This window comes from Burkholderiales bacterium (assembly GCA_015075645.1).
Classification (GTDB): domain Bacteria; phylum Pseudomonadota; class Gammaproteobacteria; order Burkholderiales; family Casimicrobiaceae; genus VBCG01.
Genome location: JABTUF010000002.1, coordinates 640,396 through 662,225, shown reverse-complemented (window position 1 = coordinate 662,225; position 21,830 = coordinate 640,396). Strand labels below are relative to the sequence as shown.

The 21,830-nt window shown below is 68.9% G+C and carries 19 protein-coding genes and 1 pseudogene; 13 read left to right on the top strand and 7 right to left on the bottom strand.

Features of this window, described 5'->3' with window-relative positions:
* Nucleotides 1-88: 88 nt before the first annotated feature.
* The 3 genes from HS109_06510 to HS109_06500 are packed head-to-tail and all read right to left on the bottom strand — an operon-like array spanning nucleotide 89 to nucleotide 2,554.
* Nucleotides 89-292, bottom strand: a complete 204-nt coding sequence (locus tag HS109_06510) for a hypothetical protein (GenBank protein MBE7522021.1) — start codon at nucleotides 290-292, stop codon at nucleotides 89-91.
* Nucleotides 289-1,071 carry an ATP-binding protein gene (locus HS109_06505; protein MBE7522020.1) on the bottom strand — a complete coding sequence of 261 codons (783 nt, stop codon included), beginning with the start codon at nucleotides 1,069-1,071 and terminating at the stop codon, nucleotides 289-291. The genes HS109_06510 and HS109_06505 overlap by 4 nt, the downstream gene beginning before the upstream one ends.
* Entirely contained in the window at nucleotides 1,040-2,554 is a 1,515-nt protein-coding gene (locus tag HS109_06500; GenBank protein ID MBE7522019.1) for an IS21 family transposase, read from the bottom strand. Before HS109_06500 ends, HS109_06505 begins: the two co-directional genes overlap by 32 nt.
* Nucleotides 2,555-3,167: 613 nt before the next feature.
* Between HS109_06500 and HS109_06495 the strand changes: the two genes are divergently transcribed.
* Nucleotides 3,168-3,467 carry a hypothetical protein gene (locus tag HS109_06495; GenBank protein MBE7522018.1) on the top strand — a complete coding sequence of 100 codons (300 nt, stop codon included), beginning with the start codon at nucleotides 3,168-3,170 and terminating at the stop codon, nucleotides 3,465-3,467.
* Nucleotides 3,468-3,544: 77 nt separating this feature from the next.
* Here HS109_06495 and HS109_06490 read toward each other — a convergent pair whose 3' ends face one another.
* A complete protein-coding gene (locus HS109_06490) occupies nucleotides 3,545-3,721 on the bottom strand; it encodes a hypothetical protein (GenBank protein MBE7522017.1) in 177 nt (58 codons plus the stop codon).
* 41 nt (nucleotides 3,722-3,762) lie between these two features.
* Nucleotides 3,763-5,463: a urocanate hydratase gene (locus tag HS109_06485; GenBank protein MBE7522016.1), complete on the bottom strand. Its 1,701-nt coding sequence runs from the start codon at nucleotides 5,461-5,463 to the stop codon at nucleotides 3,763-3,765.
* A 145-nt stretch (nucleotides 5,464-5,608) separates the two neighbouring features.
* On the opposite strand from HS109_06485, the gene hutC reads away from it, so the two are divergent.
* From hutC to HS109_06465, 4 genes and pseudogenes are all read left to right on the top strand, one after another.
* Nucleotides 5,609-6,331 carry a histidine utilization repressor gene (gene hutC, locus HS109_06480; GenBank protein ID MBE7522015.1) on the top strand — a complete coding sequence of 241 codons (723 nt, stop codon included), beginning with the start codon at nucleotides 5,609-5,611 and terminating at the stop codon, nucleotides 6,329-6,331.
* Nucleotides 6,332-6,439: 108 nt separating this feature from the next.
* The gene (gene hutF, locus HS109_06475; protein MBE7522014.1) at nucleotides 6,440-7,858 is read left to right on the top strand and encodes a formimidoylglutamate deiminase; all 1,419 of its coding nucleotides are present in this window, start codon (nucleotides 6,440-6,442) and stop codon (nucleotides 7,856-7,858) included.
* A 415-nt stretch (nucleotides 7,859-8,273) separates the two neighbouring features.
* Nucleotides 8,274-11,331: pseudogene (gene gltA, locus HS109_06470) on the top strand (NADPH-dependent glutamate synthase).
* A 182-nt stretch (nucleotides 11,332-11,513) separates the two neighbouring features.
* A complete protein-coding gene (locus HS109_06465) occupies nucleotides 11,514-11,759 on the top strand; it encodes a YfhL family 4Fe-4S dicluster ferredoxin (GenBank protein MBE7522013.1) in 246 nt (81 codons plus the stop codon).
* Nucleotides 11,760-11,820: 61 nt separating this feature from the next.
* Here the strand turns inward: HS109_06465 and hutH are convergent, their stop codons facing one another.
* Entirely contained in the window at nucleotides 11,821-13,356 is a 1,536-nt protein-coding gene (gene hutH / locus HS109_06460; GenBank protein MBE7522012.1) for a histidine ammonia-lyase, read from the bottom strand.
* Nucleotides 13,357-13,534: 178 nt separating this feature from the next.
* Between hutH and HS109_06455 the strand changes: the two genes are divergently transcribed.
* The 3 genes from HS109_06455 to HS109_06445 all read left to right on the top strand — a co-directional run bounded on the left by HS109_06455 (nucleotide 13,535) and on the right by HS109_06445 (nucleotide 15,539).
* Nucleotides 13,535-14,470: a LysR family transcriptional regulator gene (locus HS109_06455; protein MBE7522011.1), complete on the top strand. Its 936-nt coding sequence runs from the start codon at nucleotides 13,535-13,537 to the stop codon at nucleotides 14,468-14,470.
* Nucleotides 14,471-14,745: 275 nt separating this feature from the next.
* Entirely contained in the window at nucleotides 14,746-15,165 is a 420-nt protein-coding gene (locus tag HS109_06450) for an acyl-CoA thioesterase (GenBank protein ID MBE7522010.1), read from the top strand.
* A 65-nt stretch (nucleotides 15,166-15,230) separates the two neighbouring features.
* Nucleotides 15,231-15,539, top strand: coding sequence for a hypothetical protein (locus HS109_06445; protein MBE7522009.1), 309 nt, complete (start codon nucleotides 15,231-15,233; stop codon nucleotides 15,537-15,539).
* Here HS109_06445 and HS109_06440 read toward each other — a convergent pair.
* On the bottom strand, nucleotides 15,533-15,904 hold the full coding sequence (locus HS109_06440; GenBank protein MBE7522008.1) for a hypothetical protein: 372 nt from the start codon (nucleotides 15,902-15,904) through the stop codon (nucleotides 15,533-15,535). The two genes, HS109_06445 and HS109_06440, sit on opposite strands and share 7 nt — an antisense overlap.
* Before the next feature lie 25 nt (nucleotides 15,905-15,929).
* On the opposite strand from HS109_06440, the gene HS109_06435 reads away from it, so the two are divergent.
* The 5 genes from HS109_06435 to HS109_06415 all read left to right on the top strand — a co-directional run bounded on the left by HS109_06435 (nucleotide 15,930) and on the right by HS109_06415 (nucleotide 21,826).
* Nucleotides 15,930-17,645, top strand: a complete 1,716-nt coding sequence (locus HS109_06435; GenBank protein MBE7522007.1) for an IS1634 family transposase — start codon at nucleotides 15,930-15,932, stop codon at nucleotides 17,643-17,645.
* Nucleotides 17,646-17,675: 30 nt separating this feature from the next.
* On the top strand, nucleotides 17,676-18,014 hold the full coding sequence (locus HS109_06430; GenBank protein MBE7522006.1) for a TRAP transporter small permease: 339 nt from the start codon (nucleotides 17,676-17,678) through the stop codon (nucleotides 18,012-18,014).
* A gap of 52 nt (nucleotides 18,015-18,066) precedes the next feature.
* Entirely contained in the window at nucleotides 18,067-19,392 is a 1,326-nt protein-coding gene (locus HS109_06425) for a TRAP transporter large permease (protein MBE7522005.1), read from the top strand.
* A 37-nt stretch (nucleotides 19,393-19,429) separates the two neighbouring features.
* Nucleotides 19,430-20,464: a TRAP transporter substrate-binding protein gene (locus HS109_06420; protein ID MBE7522004.1), complete on the top strand. Its 1,035-nt coding sequence runs from the start codon at nucleotides 19,430-19,432 to the stop codon at nucleotides 20,462-20,464.
* Between the two features lie 378 nt (nucleotides 20,465-20,842).
* Nucleotides 20,843-21,826 carry an extracellular solute-binding protein gene (locus tag HS109_06415; protein ID MBE7522003.1) on the top strand — a complete coding sequence of 328 codons (984 nt, stop codon included), beginning with the start codon at nucleotides 20,843-20,845 and terminating at the stop codon, nucleotides 21,824-21,826.
* The last annotated feature ends 4 nt before the right edge of the window (nucleotides 21,827-21,830 follow it).

The window sequence follows — 21,830 nt, the reverse complement described above, 5'->3', positions numbered from 1 at the left end:
CATTCTGGGGATGTGACGCGGTTTGGTCCAACGCGGCATGAATAGAGCGGCCGCCGCGCAGCGGCACCGGATGAGCTGATGCAGTCGATCAGAACGGGGAGGCGTTGGGCGCAGCTTGGCGACGCGCGCTGGCGATGTCGTCGTAATGGCGCTTGAGTTCAGCGGCGTAGTGGCGTTCGAGGGCCTCGGTGAGTTCGCGCAGGAAAGCGATCAGTTCAGCCGCCGCTTCGGGCGGCAGTTCGAGGGGCAGACAGACCAGCGGCAAGTCGTTGGGTTGCAGCATGGCGATCACGTCGATGGGCGGCGGTCGGTGGCGCGCGCCTTCGACTTGCGCGCGGCACGCTCCTGTGCTTCCTTGAAGCGATAGCTCTTGCCGTCGAGGGCGATGATTTCGGCGCGATGCAGCAGCCGGTCGACCAGCGCTACGACGCAGGCGGCGTTGGGAAACACCTGGTTCCATTCGCCGAAGGCTTTGTTGGTGCTCAAGGCGATGGGGCGCTGCAGCTCGTAGCGGCGGGTGATGACCTCGAACAAGAGATCGGCATAGCGCGCGTCGTAGGAGAGGTAGCCGACCTCGTCGATGGCCAGCAGGGTGCAGCGGGTGTAGCGGCGCAGCCGGCGGGCCAGGGCCACGGTGGAGTCCTGGGCGGCGAGATCGTGCAGCATGTCGGAGGCGAGCGTGAAGCGCGCGCTGTGGCCGTGCAGGATCGCCTGGTGGGCGAGGTTTTTGAGCAGCAGGGTCTTGCCCAAGCCGTTGGGGCCGATAAGCACGACATTGGCGGCCTCGGCGAGGAAGCCGAGCGCGAACAGCTCTTCGATGGCGCTGCGGTCGCATTTGCTGGGCCAGCTCCAGTCGAAGTCGGCGAGGGGTTTGAAGGCGCCCAGGCGCGCGTTATCGAGGCGGCGCTTGAGCGAGCGGCGGGCGCGTTCGGTGTCTTCGATCTCGAGCACGCGGGCGAGCCATGGCTCGGCGAGCAGCGTGTCGGCCTGAGCGAGCAGGCCGTAGAAGCCGAGCCGGCGCAGGCGCGTACGCGCGCTGTCAAGACTGAGCGTCGCTGGGGTCGGACTCATCGGTGGTGGTGCTGGCCAGTTGGTGGTAATCGCTCAACGGCTGTGGCTGCACGGTCAGTGGCATGCGCGGGTCTTCGGGCAATGCCACGGCGATGGGTGGCCGTTGGCCGCGGGCGTGGGCGTGGGCATCGATGAAGTGACGCACGGCCCCCAGATGCGCGGCATCCTCGGCGAGCGCGGCGGCGATGGCCGCTTCGAGTGCCGCGGCGCCGTGAGTGGCGAGCAGTTGCAGCAGGCCGCGCGTGAGCACGCCGAGGTGGGCGCCGCGTGCGGCGGCGCGCACGAACAGCGTCTTGGCGCTCGGCGCGGCGTGCTGCAGCCGATCCTGCGCCCGATGCGCACGGGCCGCGCGTTTGTCGGCCACCAGGGCGGCGACGTGGGCCGCATCTTCGATCTGCGCGCCACGATCGAAACTACGGCCGTGGGTGGCGAGCACCTGCTGGCCGTCAACGACGCGCACGGTATCGAGGCTGGCGAGTACGGTCAGCGTGCGCTGGACGTGCGCGTGCGGAATGCTGTAGTCGTTGAGATCGAAGCGCACGTACGGTGTCTTGTGCGCATGCGCCGTCACCCGCTCCTCGCACGGGAAGGGCGTGCTCGGCAAGGCGAGCAGCTGCGGCTGTTCCTCGGCGAACGCCTCGCGCACGCGACGGCGGCGATCTTCCGGCCAGGGCCGGTCAGCGGCGGCCCCCTGGCACCAGGCCAACGCCTGCTGGTTGAGATCAGCGATATCGCGGAAGTGGCGCGCCGCGAAGAAGGCATCGCGGACATAGCGAATCGCCCGCTCGACGCGACCCTTCTCGTTACCGCGCGCCACCGCCACCGGGCGTGGCTGAAACCGGTGATACGCCGCCAGTTCCAGCAACCGCGGATGGAAGCGGATGGCGTCGTCGTGCCGCTCGAGTACGGCACTGCGCAGATTGTCGTAAAGCACCATCCGGGTGACGCCCTGAAAGTGGTTGAAGGCTTCGACATGACCCCCGATGAAGTACGGCATCGTGGCGCCCAGATAGAAGCGCAGGAACAAGTAGCGCGAGTACGCGAGCACCATCACGAACGCCATCAGGGGCCTTACCGCGCGGCCGACACTGAGCTTGCCGAAGTGGGCCCAGTCGACCTGCGCCTGTTCGCCCGGCAAGGTGCGCAGGCGCAAGTACGCTTCGGCCGCGGGCCGCGGCCGCAAGCGCGCCACGAGGGCCCGGAAGTGATCGGGGGCGCCGGGATAGCCGCGCTCGCGCACCATCGTGTACAAGCGCGAGGCGCGCAGCGTCGGGTACTTCGCCAGCGTCTCAGCGATGAACGCGAGGTACGGTTCCACCATCGACGCGCGCACCGGCTGGTGCGTCGGCACACCGGCCTGCGCCAGCACCCGCCGCACCGTGCTGTGGTGGACCCGCAGTTGCCTGGCGATGGTGCCCACCGGCCAGTGCTCGGTGGCGTGCAGGCGCAGGATCTCGGCTGCGAGCGCGCGCGCGATGGTCACCGGCGCGCTCCGTCATGGTCCGCCGCGCAACGGCCCCGTCCGCGCGAACCGCGATAGCGGCCGGCCACAGAAGCAGCAGCGTGGCAACGGTGCAGCAACGGGCGCATGGTCGGCATCGTTCCCCGCGGGCGTGATCGACAGTGCCGCCACTATCACCGCCATCACCGGCGGCAGGGAACCGTGATGCGTCACTTCCTGTGTTCGCCGTGCGCGCCACCGTCGCTGCCGCGCGGCGTGTCGGCTCGCGCCGCGGTAGCTCGTTTGGTAGCGCACCCCGGCCCGGCGCAACGACTCCCGCCGGCGAATGCGCGCGCAGTCAGCGGCGCAGTACTGATTGCCGTGGTCGCAGCGCCGGCAAATGCGCACCTGTTGCGCGCACCGCCGGCAGCTGTACAGCCGGTAGCTGTCTTCGCCCGCCCTCATGCACCCCGCACGCAGCGCTGGACAACGCCGCGAAACGCGGGCATAAAGGAAGCGCAAACGCGTCCTTGTGCCGCGCGAGCATGTAGAAGGCCCGGGGTTCTGCCAAGAATTCGCCCGGGCCTTCGCTTATCCGGCGTTCGGTCACGAGCATAGCGCAGCCGCCAGCGCGCGGCCCTCGTATCATCGCCGGATGTACATCACCGATCTCACCCACTTCCTTGACGAGAAGGGCGCCATCGCCCCGATGCCGGCGCCGGCGCGCCGCCTGGCCGAGTTTCTCGGACGCGTCGTGGCCGCGGCGAGCGCACCGGCTACCATGGACGAGGCTGGGGAATGCCACTGCAACAAGTGCAGGAAGGGCATCGTGGTCACGGAGATCGCGTCCGACGACGCCATCGAGTGGTTCTGCGAGCGCTGCGGCCACGAGGGCCGCATTTCCAATTGGCGACGATCGTTCTGGGATCTGTCGGCACTACCGAACAAGCGCTAACGCCAAATCCAAGGAGCACTACAGCGCGACGCGCGTTTCTGGGGATGTTTCGCGCCAACCCCCAAAATCGCGCGGATTCAGATCCCCGTCAACAACGGATCGTCACCCGTGTGGCCGAGGAGCGAGGGCGACGCGTGTTCGACCCACCGCGAGAGCGCTTCGGCCTCGCCGCGGTGGCCGTCGTCGAGGAACGGCCAGTGCAATCGGCTCTCGTCGACGAGGTCGATGCTGCCGGGCGGGTCGGTCCAGTTCAACAACGGATACCTCCATGCGCGACCGGACCGAGCAGCATCGATCAGCGCGGCAGCATCGGCAGATGGAGGCCTTGCTCGCGCGCGCACCGAATCGCGGACTCGTAGCCGGCGTCGGCGTGGCGCATGACGCCGGTACCCGGATCGTTCCACAGGACGCGCTCGATGCGCCTCGCTGCGGCATCGGTGCCGTCGCACACGATGACCACGCCCGCGTGCTGCGAATAGCCCATGCCGACGCCGCCGCCGTGGTGCAGACTCACCCAGGTGGCGCCCGAGGCGGTGTTGAGCAGGGCGTTCAGGAGCGGCCAGTCGCTGACCGCGTCGCTGCCGTCCAACATCGCCTCGGTCTCCCGGTTCGGGCTCGCCACCGAGCCGCTGTCCAGGTGGTCGCGGCCGATCACGATCGGCGCCTTGAGCTCGCCGGACCTCACCATGTCGTTGAACGCGAGGCCGGCGCGATGGCGCTCGCCCAGTCCGATCCAGCAGATGCGCGCCGGCAATCCCTGGAATGCGATGCGCTCGCCGGCCAGGTCGAGCCAATGGTGCAGATGGCGGTCGTCGGGGAAGAGTTCCTTCATCCTGCGGTCGGTCTTGCGGATGTCGTCCGGATCTCCCGACAACGCGACCCAGCGGAAGGGCCCCTTGCCGCGACAGAACAGCGGCCGCACGTAGGCCGGAACGAATCCGGGGAAATCGAATGCCCGCTTCACGCCCTGGTCGAACGCGACCTGGCGAATGTTGTTGCCGTAGTCCACCGTGGGAATGCCCATGGCCTGGAAGTCGAGCATCGCCTGCACATGCACCGCGCAACTGCTGGCGGCAGCGGACTTCAGGGCGGCATGCCGTTCCGGGTCGGCCTGTGCGGCGCCCCAGTCCTCGACCGTCCAACCGGCCGGCAGGTAGCCGTGGACCAGGTCATGCGCGCTCGTCTGGTCGGTGACGATGTCGGGTCTCGGGCCGCCCGCCCTCGCGCGCGTCACGAGTTCGGGAAGGATCTCCGCGGCATTGCCGAGCAGGCCCACCGAGATCGCCCTGCGTTCCGCCGTATACCTGCGAATCCGCGCCAGCGCGTCGTCGAGGTCGTTCGCCTGCTCGTCGAGATAGCGGCTGCGCAGGCGGAAGTCGATGCGCGACTGCTGGCACTCGATGTTCAGCGAACTCGCGCCGGCGAAGCTCGCGGCCAGCGGCTGTGCGCCGCCCATGCCCCCCAGGCCCGCGGTCAGGATCCAACGGCCCGCGAGGCTGCCGCCGTAGTGCTGGCGGCCGGCTTCGACGAAGGTTTCGTAGGTCCCCTGCACGATGCCCTGCGAGCCGATGTAGATCCACGAGCCGGCAGTCATCTGCCCGAACATCATCAGTCCCTTGCGGTCCAGTTCCTCGAAGTGCTCCCAGTTGGCCCACTTCGGCACCAGGTTCGAGTTCGCGATCAGGACGCGCGGCGCGTCGGGATGCGTGCGGAACACGCCCACCGGCTTCCCGGACTGGATCAGCAGCGATTCGTCCTCGCCGAGTTCGCGCAGCGCCCTCAGGATCGCGTCGAAACACGACCAGTCGCGCGCGGCCTTGCCGATGCCGCCGTAGACGACCAGCGCCTCGGGGTTCTCGGCCACCTCCGGATCGAGGTTGTTCTGGATCATCCGGTACGCGGCCTCGATCAGCCAGTTGCGGCACACGATCGCGCCCCCGCGCGGGGCGCGGACCGGACGGGCGGACACCATGGGCAAGCGCGCGACATCGTTCATGGCCGGACCTCGTCAGCAGGGGCTCCAAGCTTAGCTTGTCTAGACAACATGAGTCAATGGCGGAGGCGGAGCGACCGAGCCATGGGGCCGACCCCGGGCGCACCGTCCGCTTGTCCAGACATCTCGGGGTCACTAGAATCGGCGCATGGGAAAGGCGCCGCCTCGACACGCCGCCGCGCCGTACGCGCGCGTCAAGCAGCATGTCAAGGCGCAGCTCGCGCGGGGGCGCTGGCGGCCCGGCGCGCTGATGCCGTCGGAGGCCGAACTCGTCGCGAAATTCGGCGTGAGCCGCATGACGGTGAACCGCGCCCTGCGCGAACTGCAGGGCGAAGGACTGGTGGACCGCATCCAGGGCGTCGGCACCTTCGCGGCCCGGCGAACCCGGCTTTCGTCGATGCTGACGATTCGCGACCTGCACGAGGAGATCGAGGCGCGCGGCCATCGCCATCGCGTGCGCGTCGCCCTCAAGCGGCAGGAACGGGCGTTGCCGTGGTTGGCGCGGCAACTCGGACTCGAGACCGGCGCGGCCGTGTTCCACACGCGGATCGTGCACTTGGACAACGACGCGCCGTTGCAATGCGAGGATCGCTACGTGAACCCCGGCGTCGCTCCCGACTACCTGAAGGTCGATTTCACGCGCACGACGCCCACCCACTATCTGCTGGAGATCGCGCCGCTGTGGGAGGGGACCTACACGATCGAGGCCGCCGTGCCGACCGCCGCCGAGGCGCGGCTCCTCGGTATCGAACGCAGCGAACCCTGCCTGGTGATCGCGCGGCGAACCGTCTGCCAGGGCGTGCCGGTCACCTTCGCCCGACTCGTGCATCCCGGTTCGCGCTACCAGCTCGAAGGAGTGTTCGAGGCATGAGCCCGAGGGACGCCGACCTCGGCATGGGCGAATCCGTCCCCGCGCCCATGGGTGGATCGAAGACGTCGCGGGGCGCGGTGGTCGCGGCGTACCGCGTTCGGGCCCGCGATGGGTGAGCGTTCCGATCCTTCCGGGATGCTGTGGGCGCCGCGGGCCTGGCTCGTCGATCCGGGGACACGCCGCGGCGGCTGGCACCGCCATGTGGCGCTGCGCATCGGTGCGGACGGGCGTTGGGCGGAAGTCGCACCCGGCATCGCCGAGCCGCCTCGAGGCGCGACGGTACTCGATGGCGCCGTGCTGCCGGGACTCGTCGACGCCCACAGCCACGCCTTCCAGCGCGCGTTCGCCGGCCTCGCGGAGCGGCGGGAGTCCGATGCGGACGATTTCTGGTCGTGGCGGGACCGCATGTATCGCGTCGCCTTGCGCGTGACCCCGGAGCAGTTGCGCGCGGTGGCCGCGCAGCTCTACGTCGAGCTCCTCATGGGCGGGTACACGCAGGTATGCGAGTTCCACTACCTGCAGCGACGGGAGGACGGCACACCCTACGACGATCCGTTGGCGCTTGCATGGGCGGTCGCCGACGCCGTCGCCGACGCCGGTATCGGCGCGACGATCCTTCCGGTGCTCTACGAACGCGCCGGCTTCGCGCAGCCCGCGCTGCGCGATGTCCAGCGGCGCTTCCGCGCCCATGCCGGCGACGTGTGGCATGCGGCGCGCCGCATCGCTGCCGCGGGCCGGCCGCTCGTCGGGGCGGGCGTCGCGGTGCATTCGCTCCGCGCCGCGGCGCCGGAATCGATCGCAGAACTGCGCGGTCTCGCCGACGGTTGGGCCGGGCCGATCCACATCCACGTGGCGGAACAGGTCGCCGAGGTCGATGAATGCGTCCGCGCAACGGGCGCACGGCCGATCGAGTGGCTGGCGCGCGAACGCCTGCTCGACGCCCGCTGGCAACTCGTGCACGCGACGCACGCGACGCGAGACGAGATCGCCTCCGTGGCCGCGAGCGGCGCCACGGTCGTGATCTGTCCGACGACGGAGGGCAACCTCGGCGACGGAACGGCCGACCTGCCGGGCTGGCTCGACGCCGGCGTGCCGATCGCGATCGGCAGCGACAGCCAGGTCGGTCGCGACTGGCGCGAGGAGTTGCGCTGGCTCGACTACGGCCAGCGTCTCGTCCTGCGCCGGCGCAACGTCGCCGCGGCGCCCTCCGCCGGCGAACCATCGACCGCCGCGCGACTGTTCGAACATGCGGTGCGCGCCGGCGCTCTCGCCGCGGGCGAACCGCAGTGGGGACTCCGCGAAGGCGCGCGCGCCGACCTGCTGGTCGCGGACCCCGGAGATCCGGCGCTCGCGGGCATCCCGGCGCCGCGAGTCCTCGACGCGATCGTGTTCTCCGGTCCGGCGCGGCCATGGCGCGATGTGATGGTGGCCGGCCGCTGGGTCATCCGCGATCACGTGCATCCGCGGGGCGAAGCGATCATGGCGCGTTTCGCGGAGGCGATGAGCGCGCTTTGGCCCGATAGCTGAATCCGCGCCCGGCGGGTTTGTCCGGGCCGTTTCGCGCGTCGCCCGCGACGCGTATCGCATGCAGCGGTGCCCCGGCGGACCGCGACCGGACCGGCCGGCACGTCGGGGGTCGATCGAACGTGCCGTGGCGGTCGAGGCGGCAACGTTCATTCGAAAATCGAATACGGCCGTTCGCGTTTCCACACTTCCGCGAATCTTTGGCCGATTCTATATTCGGCCATCGCCTCGATCGGACGCGACGACCGGCAAGGCACCTGACCAGTCCACCGGTGGTACGCGACGACCGGATGACCGGAGGAATCGATGAACATGAATCATCCGCGGCGCGACGCTGCCGCGCCTCACGGAGGCCTCGACCGCGAGGTTGGCGAGCCCGTTCGCTCCCCGTCCGCTTTCCGCTGAAGCGAGTCCCTCCGTGTACCGCATCGCCAAGGCCGAGAAGTTCACCGACCAGACCTTCCTGTGGGAGATCGCCGCGCCCGACGTCGCCGCCGCGGCCGAGCCGGGCCATTTCGTGATGCTGCGCCTGCACGACGGCGGCGAGCGCATCCCGCTGACCGTCGCCGACTTCGACCGCCAGCACGGCACGGTGACCGTGGTCGTCCAGGCACTGGGCAAGACGACGCGCGAGATGCGCGACGACTATGTCGAAGGCGAGCACTTCGACGACTTCGTCGGCCCGCTCGGCCTGCCCCAGCACATCGAGCGGGTCGGCCACGTCGTGCTGGTCGGAGGTGGCCTCGGCGTCGCGCCGATCTTCCCGCAACTGCGCGCGTTCAAGGAAGCCGGAAACCGCACGACCTGCATCGTCGGTTTCCGCAACAAGGGCCTGGTGTTCTGGGCCGACAAGCTGGCCGAGTTCTCCGACGAACTCATCGTCTGCACCGACGACGGCAGCGCCGGCCGCCCGGGATTCGTGACGGCGGCGCTGAAGGACCTGCTGGACCGGCCGGACACGGACAAGCCCGACCTGGTCATCGCCATCGGCCCGATGCCGATGATGCACGCCTGCACCGACACGACGCGGTCCTACGGCGTCAAGACGATGGTGTCGCTCAACACGATCATGGTCGACGGCACGGGCATGTGCGGATCGTGCCGCGTCACCGTGGACGGAGAGGTGAAGTTCGCCTGCGTCGACGGGCCCGACTTCGACGGCCACAAGGTCGACTTCAGGGAGCTGCACGCGCGCCAGAAGCGCTTCAGGAAACAGGAGGCGCAGGCCAACGACGACGTGGCGCACGTGTGCAGCCTCGAGGAGAAGCTGTTCGTTCAGGGCAAGCGCACGTACAAGAAATACTCGGCGCTCGAGCGCCACCAGGTCAAGATGCCCGAGCGCGATCCGCAGGAGCGCTCGGCGAGCTTCGCCGAGGTCAACCTCGGCTACGGCTACGCGGCGGCGCTGCGCGAGGCCGAACGTTGCATCCAGTGCGTCAAACCGACCTGCATCGACGGCTGCCCGGTCAGCATCGACATACCGCGCTTCATCCGCCACCTGCTGGTGCGCGATCTCGAGGGCGCGGTGGAAACCATCCACGAGTCGAGCATCTTTCCGTCGGTGTGCGGGCGGGTGTGCCCGCAGGAGAGCCAGTGCGAAGCTCAGTGCGTGCTCGTCAAGGCGAAGATGGAGCCGGTGGCGATCGGCCGCCTCGAGCGGTTCGTCGGCGACAACGCGCCGCCGGTGAAGGTGACGTTGCCGCGCGTGGCCGAGCCGATCGGGCAGGTGGCCATCGTCGGCTCGGGGCCGGGCGGGCTCGCCGCCGCGGCCGACCTCGTCAAGCTCGGTGCCGAAGTCACCGTCTACGAGGCGCTGCACGTGGTGGGCGGGGTGCTCCGCTACGGCATCCCGTCGTTCCGGCTGCCGCGCGACATCATCGACCGCGAGGTCGCCCGCCTGCGGGATCTGGGCGTGCGCTTCGAAACCAACAAGGTGATCGGCAAGACGTTCACCGTCCCGCAACTCACCGGCAAGATGGGCTTCGACGCGGTCTTCGTCGCCGCGGGCGCGGGAGCGCCGGCGTTCCTGGGCATCCCGGGCGAGTTCGCCGGACAGGTCTATTCGGCCAACGAGTTCCTCACGCGCGTCAACCTGATGGGCGGCGACGAGTTCCCGTACCGCGACACGCCGATCGCCCTGGGCCAGAACGTCGTCGTCATCGGCGCGGGCAACACGGCGATGGACTGCCTGCGCGTGGCTCGGCGCCTGGGCGCAGGCCGCGTGCTCTGCGTCTACCGGCGCTCGGAGGCCGAAGCCCCGGCGCGTGTCGAGGAGTTGCGCCACGCGAAGGAAGAGGGCATCGAGTTCGCCTTCCTGCATGCGCCGGAGGAGATCCTCGTCAACGACGACGGCGACGTGCGCGCGATTCGCGTGCAGAAGATGGCGTTGGGCGACCCCGACGCGCGCGGCCGCCGCGCGCCCGTTCCGCTCGGTGAATTCTTCGAGTGGGACTGCGACACGGTGATCTACGCGCTGGGCACCAAGGCCAACCCGATCGTCGCGCAGGCGACCGAGGGCCTGGCGCTGAACAAGTGGGGCTACATCGTCGCCGACGAACTCACCCAGGCCACCAACATTCCGGGGGTGTTCGCCGGCGGCGACATCGTCACCGGCGGCGCCACCGTGATCCTGGCGATGAGCGCCGGACGCCGCGCGGCGCGCGCGATCGGTGCCTGGCTGCGGCAGGCGCCCAGGTGCTGGCCTCCGAAGCTCGACACCGACGAGGCGGTCGACGCGCCCGCTCCCGTCGCCGGGACGCTGTCGAACTGAGGGTCGCGCCATGCTGTGTCCGAAATGCCGCCAGCCGCTCGACGACGACGCCGAAGGCGTCTACATCTGCTGCGCCGACGCCAGCCTGCGATGGCACTGCACGCAGTGCGCCAAGGTCAGCGAAGGCTTCGCGTTTCCCTACGGCCGCTGTCCCCACTGCGGCGGCAAGCTCGAAGTGCAGGACACCGGGCGCGTCGACGAGGTCGGGGCGCTCGAGGGCATACGCCTGGCGTTCGAGATCGAGCTCGGGGGGCGTGCCTTCTACCAGCGCGCCGCGGCCGACAGCCGCGAGCCGGCGATGCGCGAGCTGTTCGGCCGCTTCGCGGTGATGGAAGGCGAGCACATGGAAACGCTGTCGCGCCGCTACCACCTCGACGTACCCGAGCCCTCGCCGGCGTTCCGCATCGAGCTGGCCGCGATCTTCGCCGACGTCGAGAGCCGTCCGCAGGATCCCGCCAATCTGTTCCGCATCGCGATCGGCCTCGAGAAACGCGCCGCTGAGTACTTCGCCGGCCGCGCGGAGCGCGCTGCGCCGGGTTCGGCCGAGCATCGGCTCTATCGCGAACTCGCGGCCGAGGAGCGCGACCATGCCGACACGCTCGCCACCGAATACGAACGCTGGCGCGTCGGCAAGCCCGGGCTGTTCAGCGTCGGACCGGACGGCGCCGGTGCGCCGCCGACGACTTCCGGGGCGCGGAGTCGCTGAATGTCGCCGCGAAGCCGTTCGACGATCGCGGCGCGGCGCAACGGGCCGCTCGAGGCTGCGGCCCGCGCGGTCGCATCGCGTCCGAGAGACAGCGCCGCGTCTTGCGGCGCTCGGTGCCCTGCGAAACCCGCCGAACCGAAGGAGAGAGCCGTCGCCTGACGCGGCGTGCTCGTGAACCCGCCATGGCCCTGTTGATCAACGAAGACTGCACGTCCTGCGACGCATGCAAGCCGGTTTGCCCGAACGAGGCGATCAGCGTGGGAGATCCGATCTACGTGATCGATCCGACGAAATGCACCGAGTGCGTCGGCGCCGAGGACGAGCCGCAGTGCAGGGTCGTGTGCCCCGCCGACTGCATCGTCCAGCATCCGGACCACGTCGAGTCGCCGGACGACCTGATGGCCAAGTACCGGGCGCTGCACGGCTGAACCCGGACCCGGCTGCGGTGCGCGGCGCGAGGGACGCGCTGCAAATCAGCGGCGGCGTCGTTCAGCCCACGCTTCCCGGAAGGGCGGCGGGTTCGATGAGCCCGCGGAACGCGCCCGAAAGGACGAGATCGCGCGCCGCCTCGATGTCCGGCGCCAGGTATCGATCCCTGTCGAGGCGGTGGACGCGCGCGCGGATCTGTCGGAGCGCGCCTTCGAGAGCCCGTGAACTCTCGAGCGGTCGATGGAACTCGACCCCCTGGGCCGCGGCGAGCAGCTCGATGCCGACCACGACAGCGGCGTTGCGCGCCATCAGCAGCAGTCGGCGCGCGCCGTGCGCCGCCATCGACACGTGGTCCTCCTGGTTCGCGGAGGTCGGGATGCTGTCCACGCTGGCGGGGTGCGCCAGCGCCTTGTTCTCCGAGACCAGCGCCGCGGCGGTGACCTGGGGAATCATGAAGCCGGAGTTCACGCCGCTGTTCTCGATCAGGAAGGCCGGCAGGCCGCTCATCTTCGGATCGACGAGCAGCGCGATGCGTCGCTCGGAGATCGAGCCGATCTCGGCGACGGCGAGCGCGAGCTGGTCGGCCGCGAACGCGACCGGCTCGGCGTGGAAGTTGCCGCCGGAGAGCACTTCGTCGCTGTCCGGGAACACCAGCGGGTTGTCGGTGACGGCATTGGCTTCGAGCGACAGCGCCCGCGCGGCGCTCGTCATCACGTCCAGGCAGGCGCCCATCACCTGCGGCTGGCAGCGCAGCGAATAGGGATCCTGCACGCGGTCGCAGACGACGTGCGAAGCGCGGATGCCGCTGCCCTCGATCAGCCGGCGCAGGACTCGGGCCACGGCACGCTGCCCCCGCTGGCGCCGCAGCGCGTGGATGCGGTCGTCGAACGGGGTGTCGCTCCCCTTGAGCGCGTCCGTCGTGAGCGCGCCGGCGACGAGCGCGGCGGCGTAGACGTTTTCGATGGCGAAGAAGCCGGCGAGCGCGAGGGCCGTCGAAGCCTGCGTGCCGTTGAGGAGCGCGAGTCCTTCCTTGGCCGCGAGCCGGACCGGCTCGATGCCCGCGAGCTTCAGCCCCTGCGCCGCGCTTACGCGGCGCCCGCCGGTACGCATGTGGCCGACCCCGAACAGGGTTGCGCTCAGGTGCGCGAGCGGCGCCAGGTCGCCCGAGGCGCCCACCGAGCCCTGCGAGGGCACGCACGGGTAGACCTCGCGCTCGAGCAGACGTTGCAGCGCGCCGATCGTTCCCGGGCGAATGCCCGAGTGCCCCTGCGCGAGGCTGGCGACCTTCAGCACCAGCACCAGCCGCACGATCTCGTCGGACAGCTCCTCGCCGGTGCCGCAGGAATGCGAGAGCACGAGGTTGCGCTGCAAGGCCTCGAGCTGATCGGCCGGAATGCGTGTCTGCGCGAGCAGGCCGAAGCCCGTGTTGATGCCGTAGGCTGCGGCCTTTCGGCGCGTGACACCAGCGACGGTGCGAGCACCCTGTCGCACGCGCCCCAGGGCGCGCGCCGAGAGTTCGTAGCGGACGGGGCCTTCGAAGACGGTGCGCAGCGCGTCGAGCGACAGATCGCCGTCGCGAAGGGTGATGGCGGTCACGTCAGGGGGTTTCCAGGGTCTGGCCGAGGTCGGGAAAGCCGGGTGTTGCTTCGTTCACGGGCCGCTCGGAAGCGGCCGGGACGGTGCGCGACCTCGCCGACGCGTTCCGGAACCAGCATAGAATCCGCCCGGGATTCGCGAAAGTGCTAACATCGAAACGGACGTATTCGAATTTCGAATGCGCGCCGCGCCCCGGGAGGCGCGAAACGTGACCAAGCCCCAGGCTTCGCTGGACCGACGATTGCTCGCCGTCTTCGACGAGATGTCGAAGCGGCGCTCCGTGACGCTCGCCGCGGAGACGCTCGGCCTGAGCCAGCCGGCCGTCAGCGTTGCGCTGGCGCGCTTGCGCGAGCACTTCGCCGATCCGCTGTTCGTTCGCGTGGGTGCCGCGATGGAACCCACGCCGCTGGCGCGTGAACTCGCGCCGCAGATGCGGCAGGCGCTCGAGGCGTTCGACACCGCCTTCGGCTATCGAAGCCAATTCGATCCGCCGACGGCGACCAGGCGGTTCTGCATCAGCATGAGCGACATCAGCCAGGTCGTGCTGCTGCCCGGGCTCTGGGCAGGCCTGCTCGCCATGGCGCCGGGCGTGTCGATCGAGGTGCGGCCGCTGTCGCAACAGACGGCCATGCAGCTCGAATCCGGCGACGCGGACCTGGCGATCGGTTTCATGCCCCAGTTGACCGCGGGGTTCTACCAGCAGAAATTGTTCCCGCAACGCTACGTCTGCGTCGTGCGCGCGGGCCATCCGCGCATCCGTCGCACGCTCAGTCGCGCGCTCTACGAATCCGAGTCGCATATCGCGGTCAGCGCCGCCGGTACGGGGCACGCCATCGTCGAGCGTGCGTGCGAGCGTCAGGGGGTCGTGCGCAGGATCTCGATCGAGGTCCCGAACTATGCCGGCCTGTCCTATGTCATCCAGGGCACCGACCTGATCGCGACGATCCCGCTGCGCCTCGCGGAGATCATCACGAAGCAAGGACGCCTGCGCACGTTCGAGCTGCCGGTCAAGCTGCCCGGCTACGACATCAACCTGAACTGGCACGAGCGGGCCCACCACGACCCCGGACATCGCTGGATGCGCTCGGGGATCGCGCGGTTGCTTCGGACCTGATACCTTCACGTGCCGCCGTGCCCCGTGCTTCCCGTCCGGGCTCTCCTTCGAACGTCGTCTTTCAGGAGTCCCCGGACGGGTTGGACGAAATGGAGGTCGGGAGTGTTCAAGATGCCGTGGCAGGAGTGCATTCGGGGGATCGGGCGGTCGGGGCCGCGCAAGGGTGGCGGTAGTTCGGAGCGCCACGGCGCGCCGCCGCGCCCGGTCGTCGCGCAGCCGATCGTCTGGATGAAGCGTCCGGCGGCGCCCGCGCGCGTCGCTGCGAAGCGCTCGCCATGAGCTTCCGGCACACGACCGGATTCACCGTCGAGTTCGGCGACTGCGACCCGCTGCGCATCGTCTTCTATCCGAACTACTTCCGCTGGATGGACGCGGCGTTCCGGCAGTTCTTCGAGGCGGCAGGCGTGCCGTCGTGGCACGAGACCGAACGCAGCGACGGCATCTTCGGGGCGCCGCTGGTCGAGGCGACGGCGCGCTTCCTCAAGTCGGCGACCTTCGGTGACAGGATCGCGGTCGACACGAGCGTCGCCGAGTGGCGCGGGAAGAGCTTCGTGGTGGCACACGCGATCCGGCGCGCGGACGAGGTGCTGGTCGAGGGGCGCGAGGTCCGGATCCTCGCGCGCCGCCATCCCGACGACCCCGCGCGCATCCAGGCGGCGGCGCCGCCGGAGTGGTTGCGCGCGAAGCTCGGATAGGGCGGACAGGGCGTACCGATTCCGGAACGCCGGACGCACGCCGCGGTCGCGGAGGGAGAGGCGTCATGCAGGAGTCGCAGGGAGCGGCGGGGGCAGGGTACGGCGCTGCGGGCCGGGCGCTCATCGCGATCGCGCGCGGTTTTGCCGTCGCGGGCGGCTTCGTGTTCGTCGCGCTGGTCGCGATGGAGATCGTGTCGATCGTCGGGCGCAAGCTCTTCGCCTGGTCGGTGCCCGGCGACGTCGAACTCCTGCAGATGTGCGCCGCGTTCGCCTCCGCGGCGTTCTTCGCCTATTGCCACCTGGTCGGCCTTACATTCCGCACATCGGCAGACGCATTTCTCGGTAATTTCCCGATCGCACGTCGGAGTCAGTGATCGCGGGGTTGTTCGGCTTCGATGAGTCGCGCGGATTCTCTCTCCCATTCGCGTAGCAGTTTCTTGAGCTTGCGGTAGTTGGCGATCGCCAGGCGCATGAGGCGGGCCTGCTCGGCCGAGAGGCGGCGACGCACGAGCTTGCCGTCCTGCATGTACCCCCAGTCGTAGTACGGCCCGTGGCGAGCTGCCAGGTCGGTGGCGCAGCGACAGCCAGCCTTGCCGCAGCGGCTCAGATGTTCGTAGAGCGTGCCGGTGCACAGGTAGTCGATCGTGCCGACGGCAGCGCGAATCTTCTCGATGCGTTGCCGCGACCGTCTGGCCTGGGTGGCGAGGGATCGCTTGGATGGGGGGCTTGACTTGGTCATGTCTGGCGATAATACTATCGTCAGGTTGAAGAAACCACAAGTCTACCCGCCCGAACGCTTCGCCCTGAACAGCGAGCGACTGGGACCGCTACCCCTGGTCAATCACTTCCTCGAGCGCATGGGGTTGCCGGCGCTGCTCGAGAAGTTCGTGCCCACCGCCGATCGACGCCGTGCCGTCAGCCACGCGCAGGCACTCGGCGTGCTGCTGCGCTCGATCCTGGTCGAGCGCGAGCCCGTCTACCGCCAGCAGGAGACCGTGCACGGCTTTGCGCCGGGGTGCTTCGGCATCGACGCGGCGCAGATGGTGCGGCTGACCGACGACCGCATTGGGCGCGCGCTCGATCGGCTCTTCGACGCCGACCGTGGAGCCCTGCTCACCGCGGTGGTGGTCGCAGTGGGGCAGCGCTTCGGGGTGACCTTCGAGCGGCTGCACAACGACTCGACCTCGATCGCCTTCTGCGGCCAGTACCGGGCGGCGACCGGCCGCGAGCTGCGCGGGCGCACCGCACCGGCGATCGCCTTCGGCTTTTCCAAGGACCACCGCCCGGATTTGCGCCAGCTGCTGTTCATCCTCACCGTCACCGCCGAGGGGGTTCCGGCGTCGTTTCGCTGCGCCGACGGCAATACCAGCGACTCGGTCACCCACGTCCAGACCTGGGAGGCATTGCGGGCGGTGGCCGGCCGTGCCGACTTCCTGTATGTCGCCGATTCCAAGCTGTGCTCCTACGAGAACATGCGTCACATCGATGCCGCGGGCGGGCGTTTCGTTACCGTGATGCCACGCAGCCGCCAGGAGGATGCACGCTTTCGCCAGTGGATCCAGACCCATGACCCGGCCTGGGAACAAGTCTGGGATCGGCCGAATACTCGGCACCGTGACGGACCACGGGACTGCTGGTACGTCTACCGCCAACCGTTGCCCTCGATGGAGGTCTGGCCGATCACCTGGGTGTGGAGCACGCTGCTCACGCTGCACCAGCGTGCCCGACGCGACCGCCAGCTCGCCGCGGCCAGCGAAGCGCTCGAACAGTTGCACCGGCGCCTGATCGCAACCCGCGCGCGGCTGCGGGGTGCTGCCGAGATCGATCAGCGCGTGGCCGAGATCCTCGAGCAGTACCGGGTCACCCGCTACCTCAAGGTCAAACGCGTGGTGCGCGAGGAGCACAGCTTCAAGCAGGTCCGCCGTGGTCGTCCTGGCCCCGACACCGCGTACCGCAAGATCACCCGCCGGCGCTTCGACATCGAATGGTCGATCGACGCCGCCGCCGTGGCCTACGACCAGAAGAGCGATGGCATGTATCCGTTGCTCAGCAACGACCGGACCCTCACCCCCGCCCAAGTGCTCGAGGCCCACAAGGGCCAGCCCACCATCGAGAAGCGTTTCGAGCAGGTGAAGACCGTGCACGAGATCGCCCCGATCTTCCTCAAGAACGAAGGGCGCATCGAGGCCCTGTTCACGCTGTACTTCCTGGCCCTGCTCGTGCAGGCGCTCATCGAGCGTGAATTACGCGGCGCGATGCGCCACGAGGTGATCGCCGAGCTACCGCTGTATCCGGAGCAGCGTCAATGTCGGCGGCCTACCACCGAGCAGGTGCTGCGCCTGTTCAGCCTCGCCCAACGCCACCGCCTGTTGCGCGACGGCCAAACCGTCCAGACCTTTGACGCCGACCTCACCGACCTGCAGCGCCAAGTCCTCGCGTTGCTCGGAGTTCCCGCACACGCCTACCGCGTCTGCGCGTGACGCCCCAGCCTTCCGGCCTCGCCTCCGGAAATTCACTCCAATTGCGTCCGCCGATGTGCGGAATGTAAGGTCGGCGGCGACGTCAAGGTGGATTTCTTCACCCATCACCTGCCGGCGCGCGCGGTCGCCGCGCTCGACGCGTTCGGATCGCTGCTCGTCGGCGGCTTCGGCGCGCTCATCGCGTGGCGCACGGCGGTGGGCGCGTGGTCGGTGCATGCGGACGGCGTGACCTCCGCGATCCTCGGCATCCCGCTCTGGATCGCGCAGGGGTTGATGGTGCCCGGCTTCGCGCTGCTCGCCGTCGCCGGGGCGTACAAGGCCGTCCATCTGCTGCGCCGGGCACGGGGCGCGGGAGCGCCGAAGCCGTGAGCGTGCGGCCTCCGCGGTTCTGCTTCCCGGGTGCGAAGCGCGGGACGCGCCGATGACCGGCATCGCGTTCGGCGGCGTGCTGTTCACGATCATGCTCGTGCTGATGGTCGTGCGCGTGCCGATCGGCATCGCGATGTTCCTGTGCGGTGCCGGGGGCTACCTCGCGTTGACCGGCAATCCGAACGCGCTCCTCAATTCGCTCAAGAACCTCGCCTACGCGCGGCTCTCGAACTACGACCTGGTGGTGATCCCGCTGTTCCTGCTGATGGGCCAGTTCGCGACCCACGGCGGGCTCTCGCGCTCGCTGTTCCGGTTCGTCTCCGCGTTCATCGGACACCTGAAGGGGGGCATCGCGATGGCGGCGATCGGCGCCTGCGCGGGCTTCGGGGCGATCTGCGGCAGTTCGCTCGCGACCGCCGCCACGATGGGCCAGGTCGCGCTGCCGGAACTGCGCCGCTTCGGCTACTCGGGTTCGCTCTCGACCGGGGCGCTCGCGGCCGGCGGCACGCTCGGCATCATGATTCCGCCGTCGGTGCCGCTCGTGATCTACGCGATCCTCACCGAGGAGTCGATCGGCAAGCTCTTCATGGCGGCCGTGCTGCCGGGCATCATCGCGATGCTGGGCTACATGCTGGTGGTGCGGATCATGGTGACGTGGCGGCCGGAATCGGGCCCGGCGGGTCCGGTGGCGGCGTGGCCCTCGCGGCTGCGCAGTCTCGCCGAGGTGCTGCCGGTGCTGCTCGTGTTCGTCGTCGTGATCGTCGGCATCTACGGCGGCTGGGCGAACCCGACCGAGGCGGCGGCGATCGGGGCCGCGGCCTGCGGCGTCCTCGCGATCGTCGGCGGCATGCGCATCCCCGGACTCGTCGAGAGCGCGGCCGGCACCGCGGTCGCGACCGCGATGATCTTCCTCGTGCTGCTCGGCGCGGACATGCTGAACGCGACGCTCGCGCTCTCCCAGATGCCCGGCGAACTCGCCGCCTGGGTCAAGGGCTCCGGACTCTCGCCGATGCTGGTGCTGGTGGCGATCCTCCTGATCTACATCTTCCTCGGATGCGTGATGGATTCGCTCGCGATGATCCTGCTCACCATTCCGATCTTCTATCCGATGGTGATGGGGCTGGATTTCTTCGGCATGTCGCACGACGACAAGTCGATCTGGTTCGGCATCCTCGCGCTGATGGTGGTCGAGATCGGGCTCGTCCACCCGCCGGTCGGGATGAACGTCTACATCATCAACCGCCTGGCGAAGGACGTGCCGCTCACCGAGACCTTCAAGGGGGTGGTGCCGTTCCTGTGCTCCGACGCCCTGCGCATCGCGCTGCTCGTGTATTTTCCGGTCGTCTCGCTGTATCTTGTGCACACGTTCAAGCGGTGACCCGGCCCGGGGTCGCCGTCCACCAGGAGGAACCACCATGAAGCCCGCCCGTCTCGGCATGGCCCTCGCCGGCGCGTTGGTCGCGCTTTGCGCCGGCACGTCGCATGCGCAGGACGTCACGCTGCGTATCCACCACTTCCTGCCCGCCAAGGGCACGATCCAGGCCCAGGTCCTCGAACCCTGGTGCGAGAAGCTCGGCAAGGAATCCGGTGGTCGCATCAAGTGCCAGTTCTACCCGTCGATGCAGCTCGGGGGGACGCCTCCGCAACTCTTCGACCAGGCGCGCGACGGCGTGGCGGACATCATCTGGACGATCCCGACCTACCAGGCCGGACGGTTCACCAAGGCCGAGGTCTTCGAGCTGCCGTTCATGACGATGAACGCCGAGACCGGCAGCCCGGCGTTGTGGGACTACATTCACAAGAACGCGATGGACGAGTTTCGCGGGGTGAGGTTGCTCGCGGCGCACGTGCACGACGGCTCGCTGCTGCACTTCTCGAACAAGCGGGTGACGACACTCGAGGAGATCAAGGGTCAGAAGGTCCGGGCGCCCACGCGCATCGGCACCAAGTTCCTGACCGCGATCGGCGCGGCGCCGGTGCAGATGCCGATCCCGCAGGTCACCGAGGCGCTCGCGAAGTCGGTGATCGACGGCGCGATGGTGCCCTGGGAGGTCGCGCCGGCGATCAAGCTGCAGGAGGTGACGAAGTACCATCTCGACTCCGACCGAAAGCTGGCGAAGATGTCGAACTCGATCTTCGTGCTGGCGATGAATCCCGCGAAATACGATTCGATGCCCGCGGACCTGAAGAAGATCCTCGACGCCGACACCGGCCTCGAATTCTCGAAGCACATCGGCAAGGTGTTCGACGGCACGACGGAGCGGGGCATCAAGCTCGCGCGCGACGCCGGCGGCGTGTTCGACACCATCTCGCCCGCCGAGTACGCGCGCTGGCAGAAAGCGTGCGAGCCGGTCGTCGCCGAGTGGATCGGCGAGGTCGCCGCCAAGGGCGGGAACGGCAAGGCGCTCTACGACGACGCCCGCGCGCTCCTCAAGAAGTACGGCGGCTGACGGGCGCGCGACGCCGGCGCGGACGGACGCTCCGCCGGGGGCGTCCGCCGCGGTTGCGTCCGCGATGCGTGCAGGCGCGGAGGCGGGACTCGCACGCGGTTCGGGCGTTTCGCTCCAGTGGATCGTCGTCGTGCGCGCTGCCCCGCGTTAGTCGGGGGATCGCGCTTCCTGTCGCGCGCCCGCCTGGCGGAGCCGCCCCGACGACACTGCATGACCGATCCCTTCGGCCGCTGGCGGAGCGCCCGCTGACGATCGCTTGACAGTCGGGTGGTCGCGTGTAGCATATTTCTCGTAGGTAAACAGCGTTCGGCTGTACCGAACAGCCGATCTCTCTCGGGCGGCGCGATCAGCCGCCTCCATTGAGCGACGGAGTGCGCGATGACGAGCTACGGATTCGGACGCTGGACGAAGGCCGCGCTGGCGGTGATCTGGATGACCGCGCTCACGGCGGCGCACGCGGAGTCGGTGGTCGTGTACAGCGCGGTGAGCCCGAAGGTGATGTCGGCGTTCGTCGACGAGTTCCAGAAGCAGAATCCCGGCGTGAAGGTCGAGCTGATCAACGGCGGCAGCGGCGAGCTCTTCACGCGCCTCAACGCCGAGAAGACCCGGCCGCGGGCCGACGTCCTCGTCGGCCCGGACGCGGACAACTTCGACGCCTACCTCGACCTCTTCGAAAGCTACAAGTCGAAGGAGGACGCGTCGTTCCCGCGCTCCGCGGTCGGCCCCGACCACAAGTACTACGGCTTCTCGACCAATTTTCAGGCGTTCATCGTCAATACGAAGATGATGCCGGCGGAGAAGGCGCCGCAGAGCTGGAGCGACCTCGCCAAGCCCGAGTTCAAGGGCAAGGTCGTGATGGCCAATCCGGCGCAGTCGGGATCCGCGTACTCGCAGATGCAGCAGATCCTGCAGCTCTACGATTGGGGAACGATGGACAGGATCATCGGTGTCGCGACCTTCGTGCCGAGTTCGCGGCTCGCCTACCAGAACATCGCCAAGGGCGAGATGCCGGTGGGCCTCACCAGCGAATTCAACATCGTGGCGAGCCAGGCCGAGGGATTCCCGGTGGTCGCGATCTACCCGAAGGACGGCACGGCGCTGATCAACGACGCGAGCGGCATCGTCAAGGGTGGTCCCAATCCGGCGAACGCGAGGAAGTTCCTCGACTTCGTCAATTCGAAGCAGGCGCACGAGATGATCGTCGGCATCGACAAGCGTCGCAGCGCGCGCAGCGACGTGCCGCCGCCCGCGGGCCTGCCGCCGGCGTCCACGCTGAAGACGTTCGCCTACGACAACAAGGCGGCGACCGTGAACCGCAAGGCGAACCTCGAGCGCTTCGACAAGGCCTTCGCCAACAAGTAGCGAC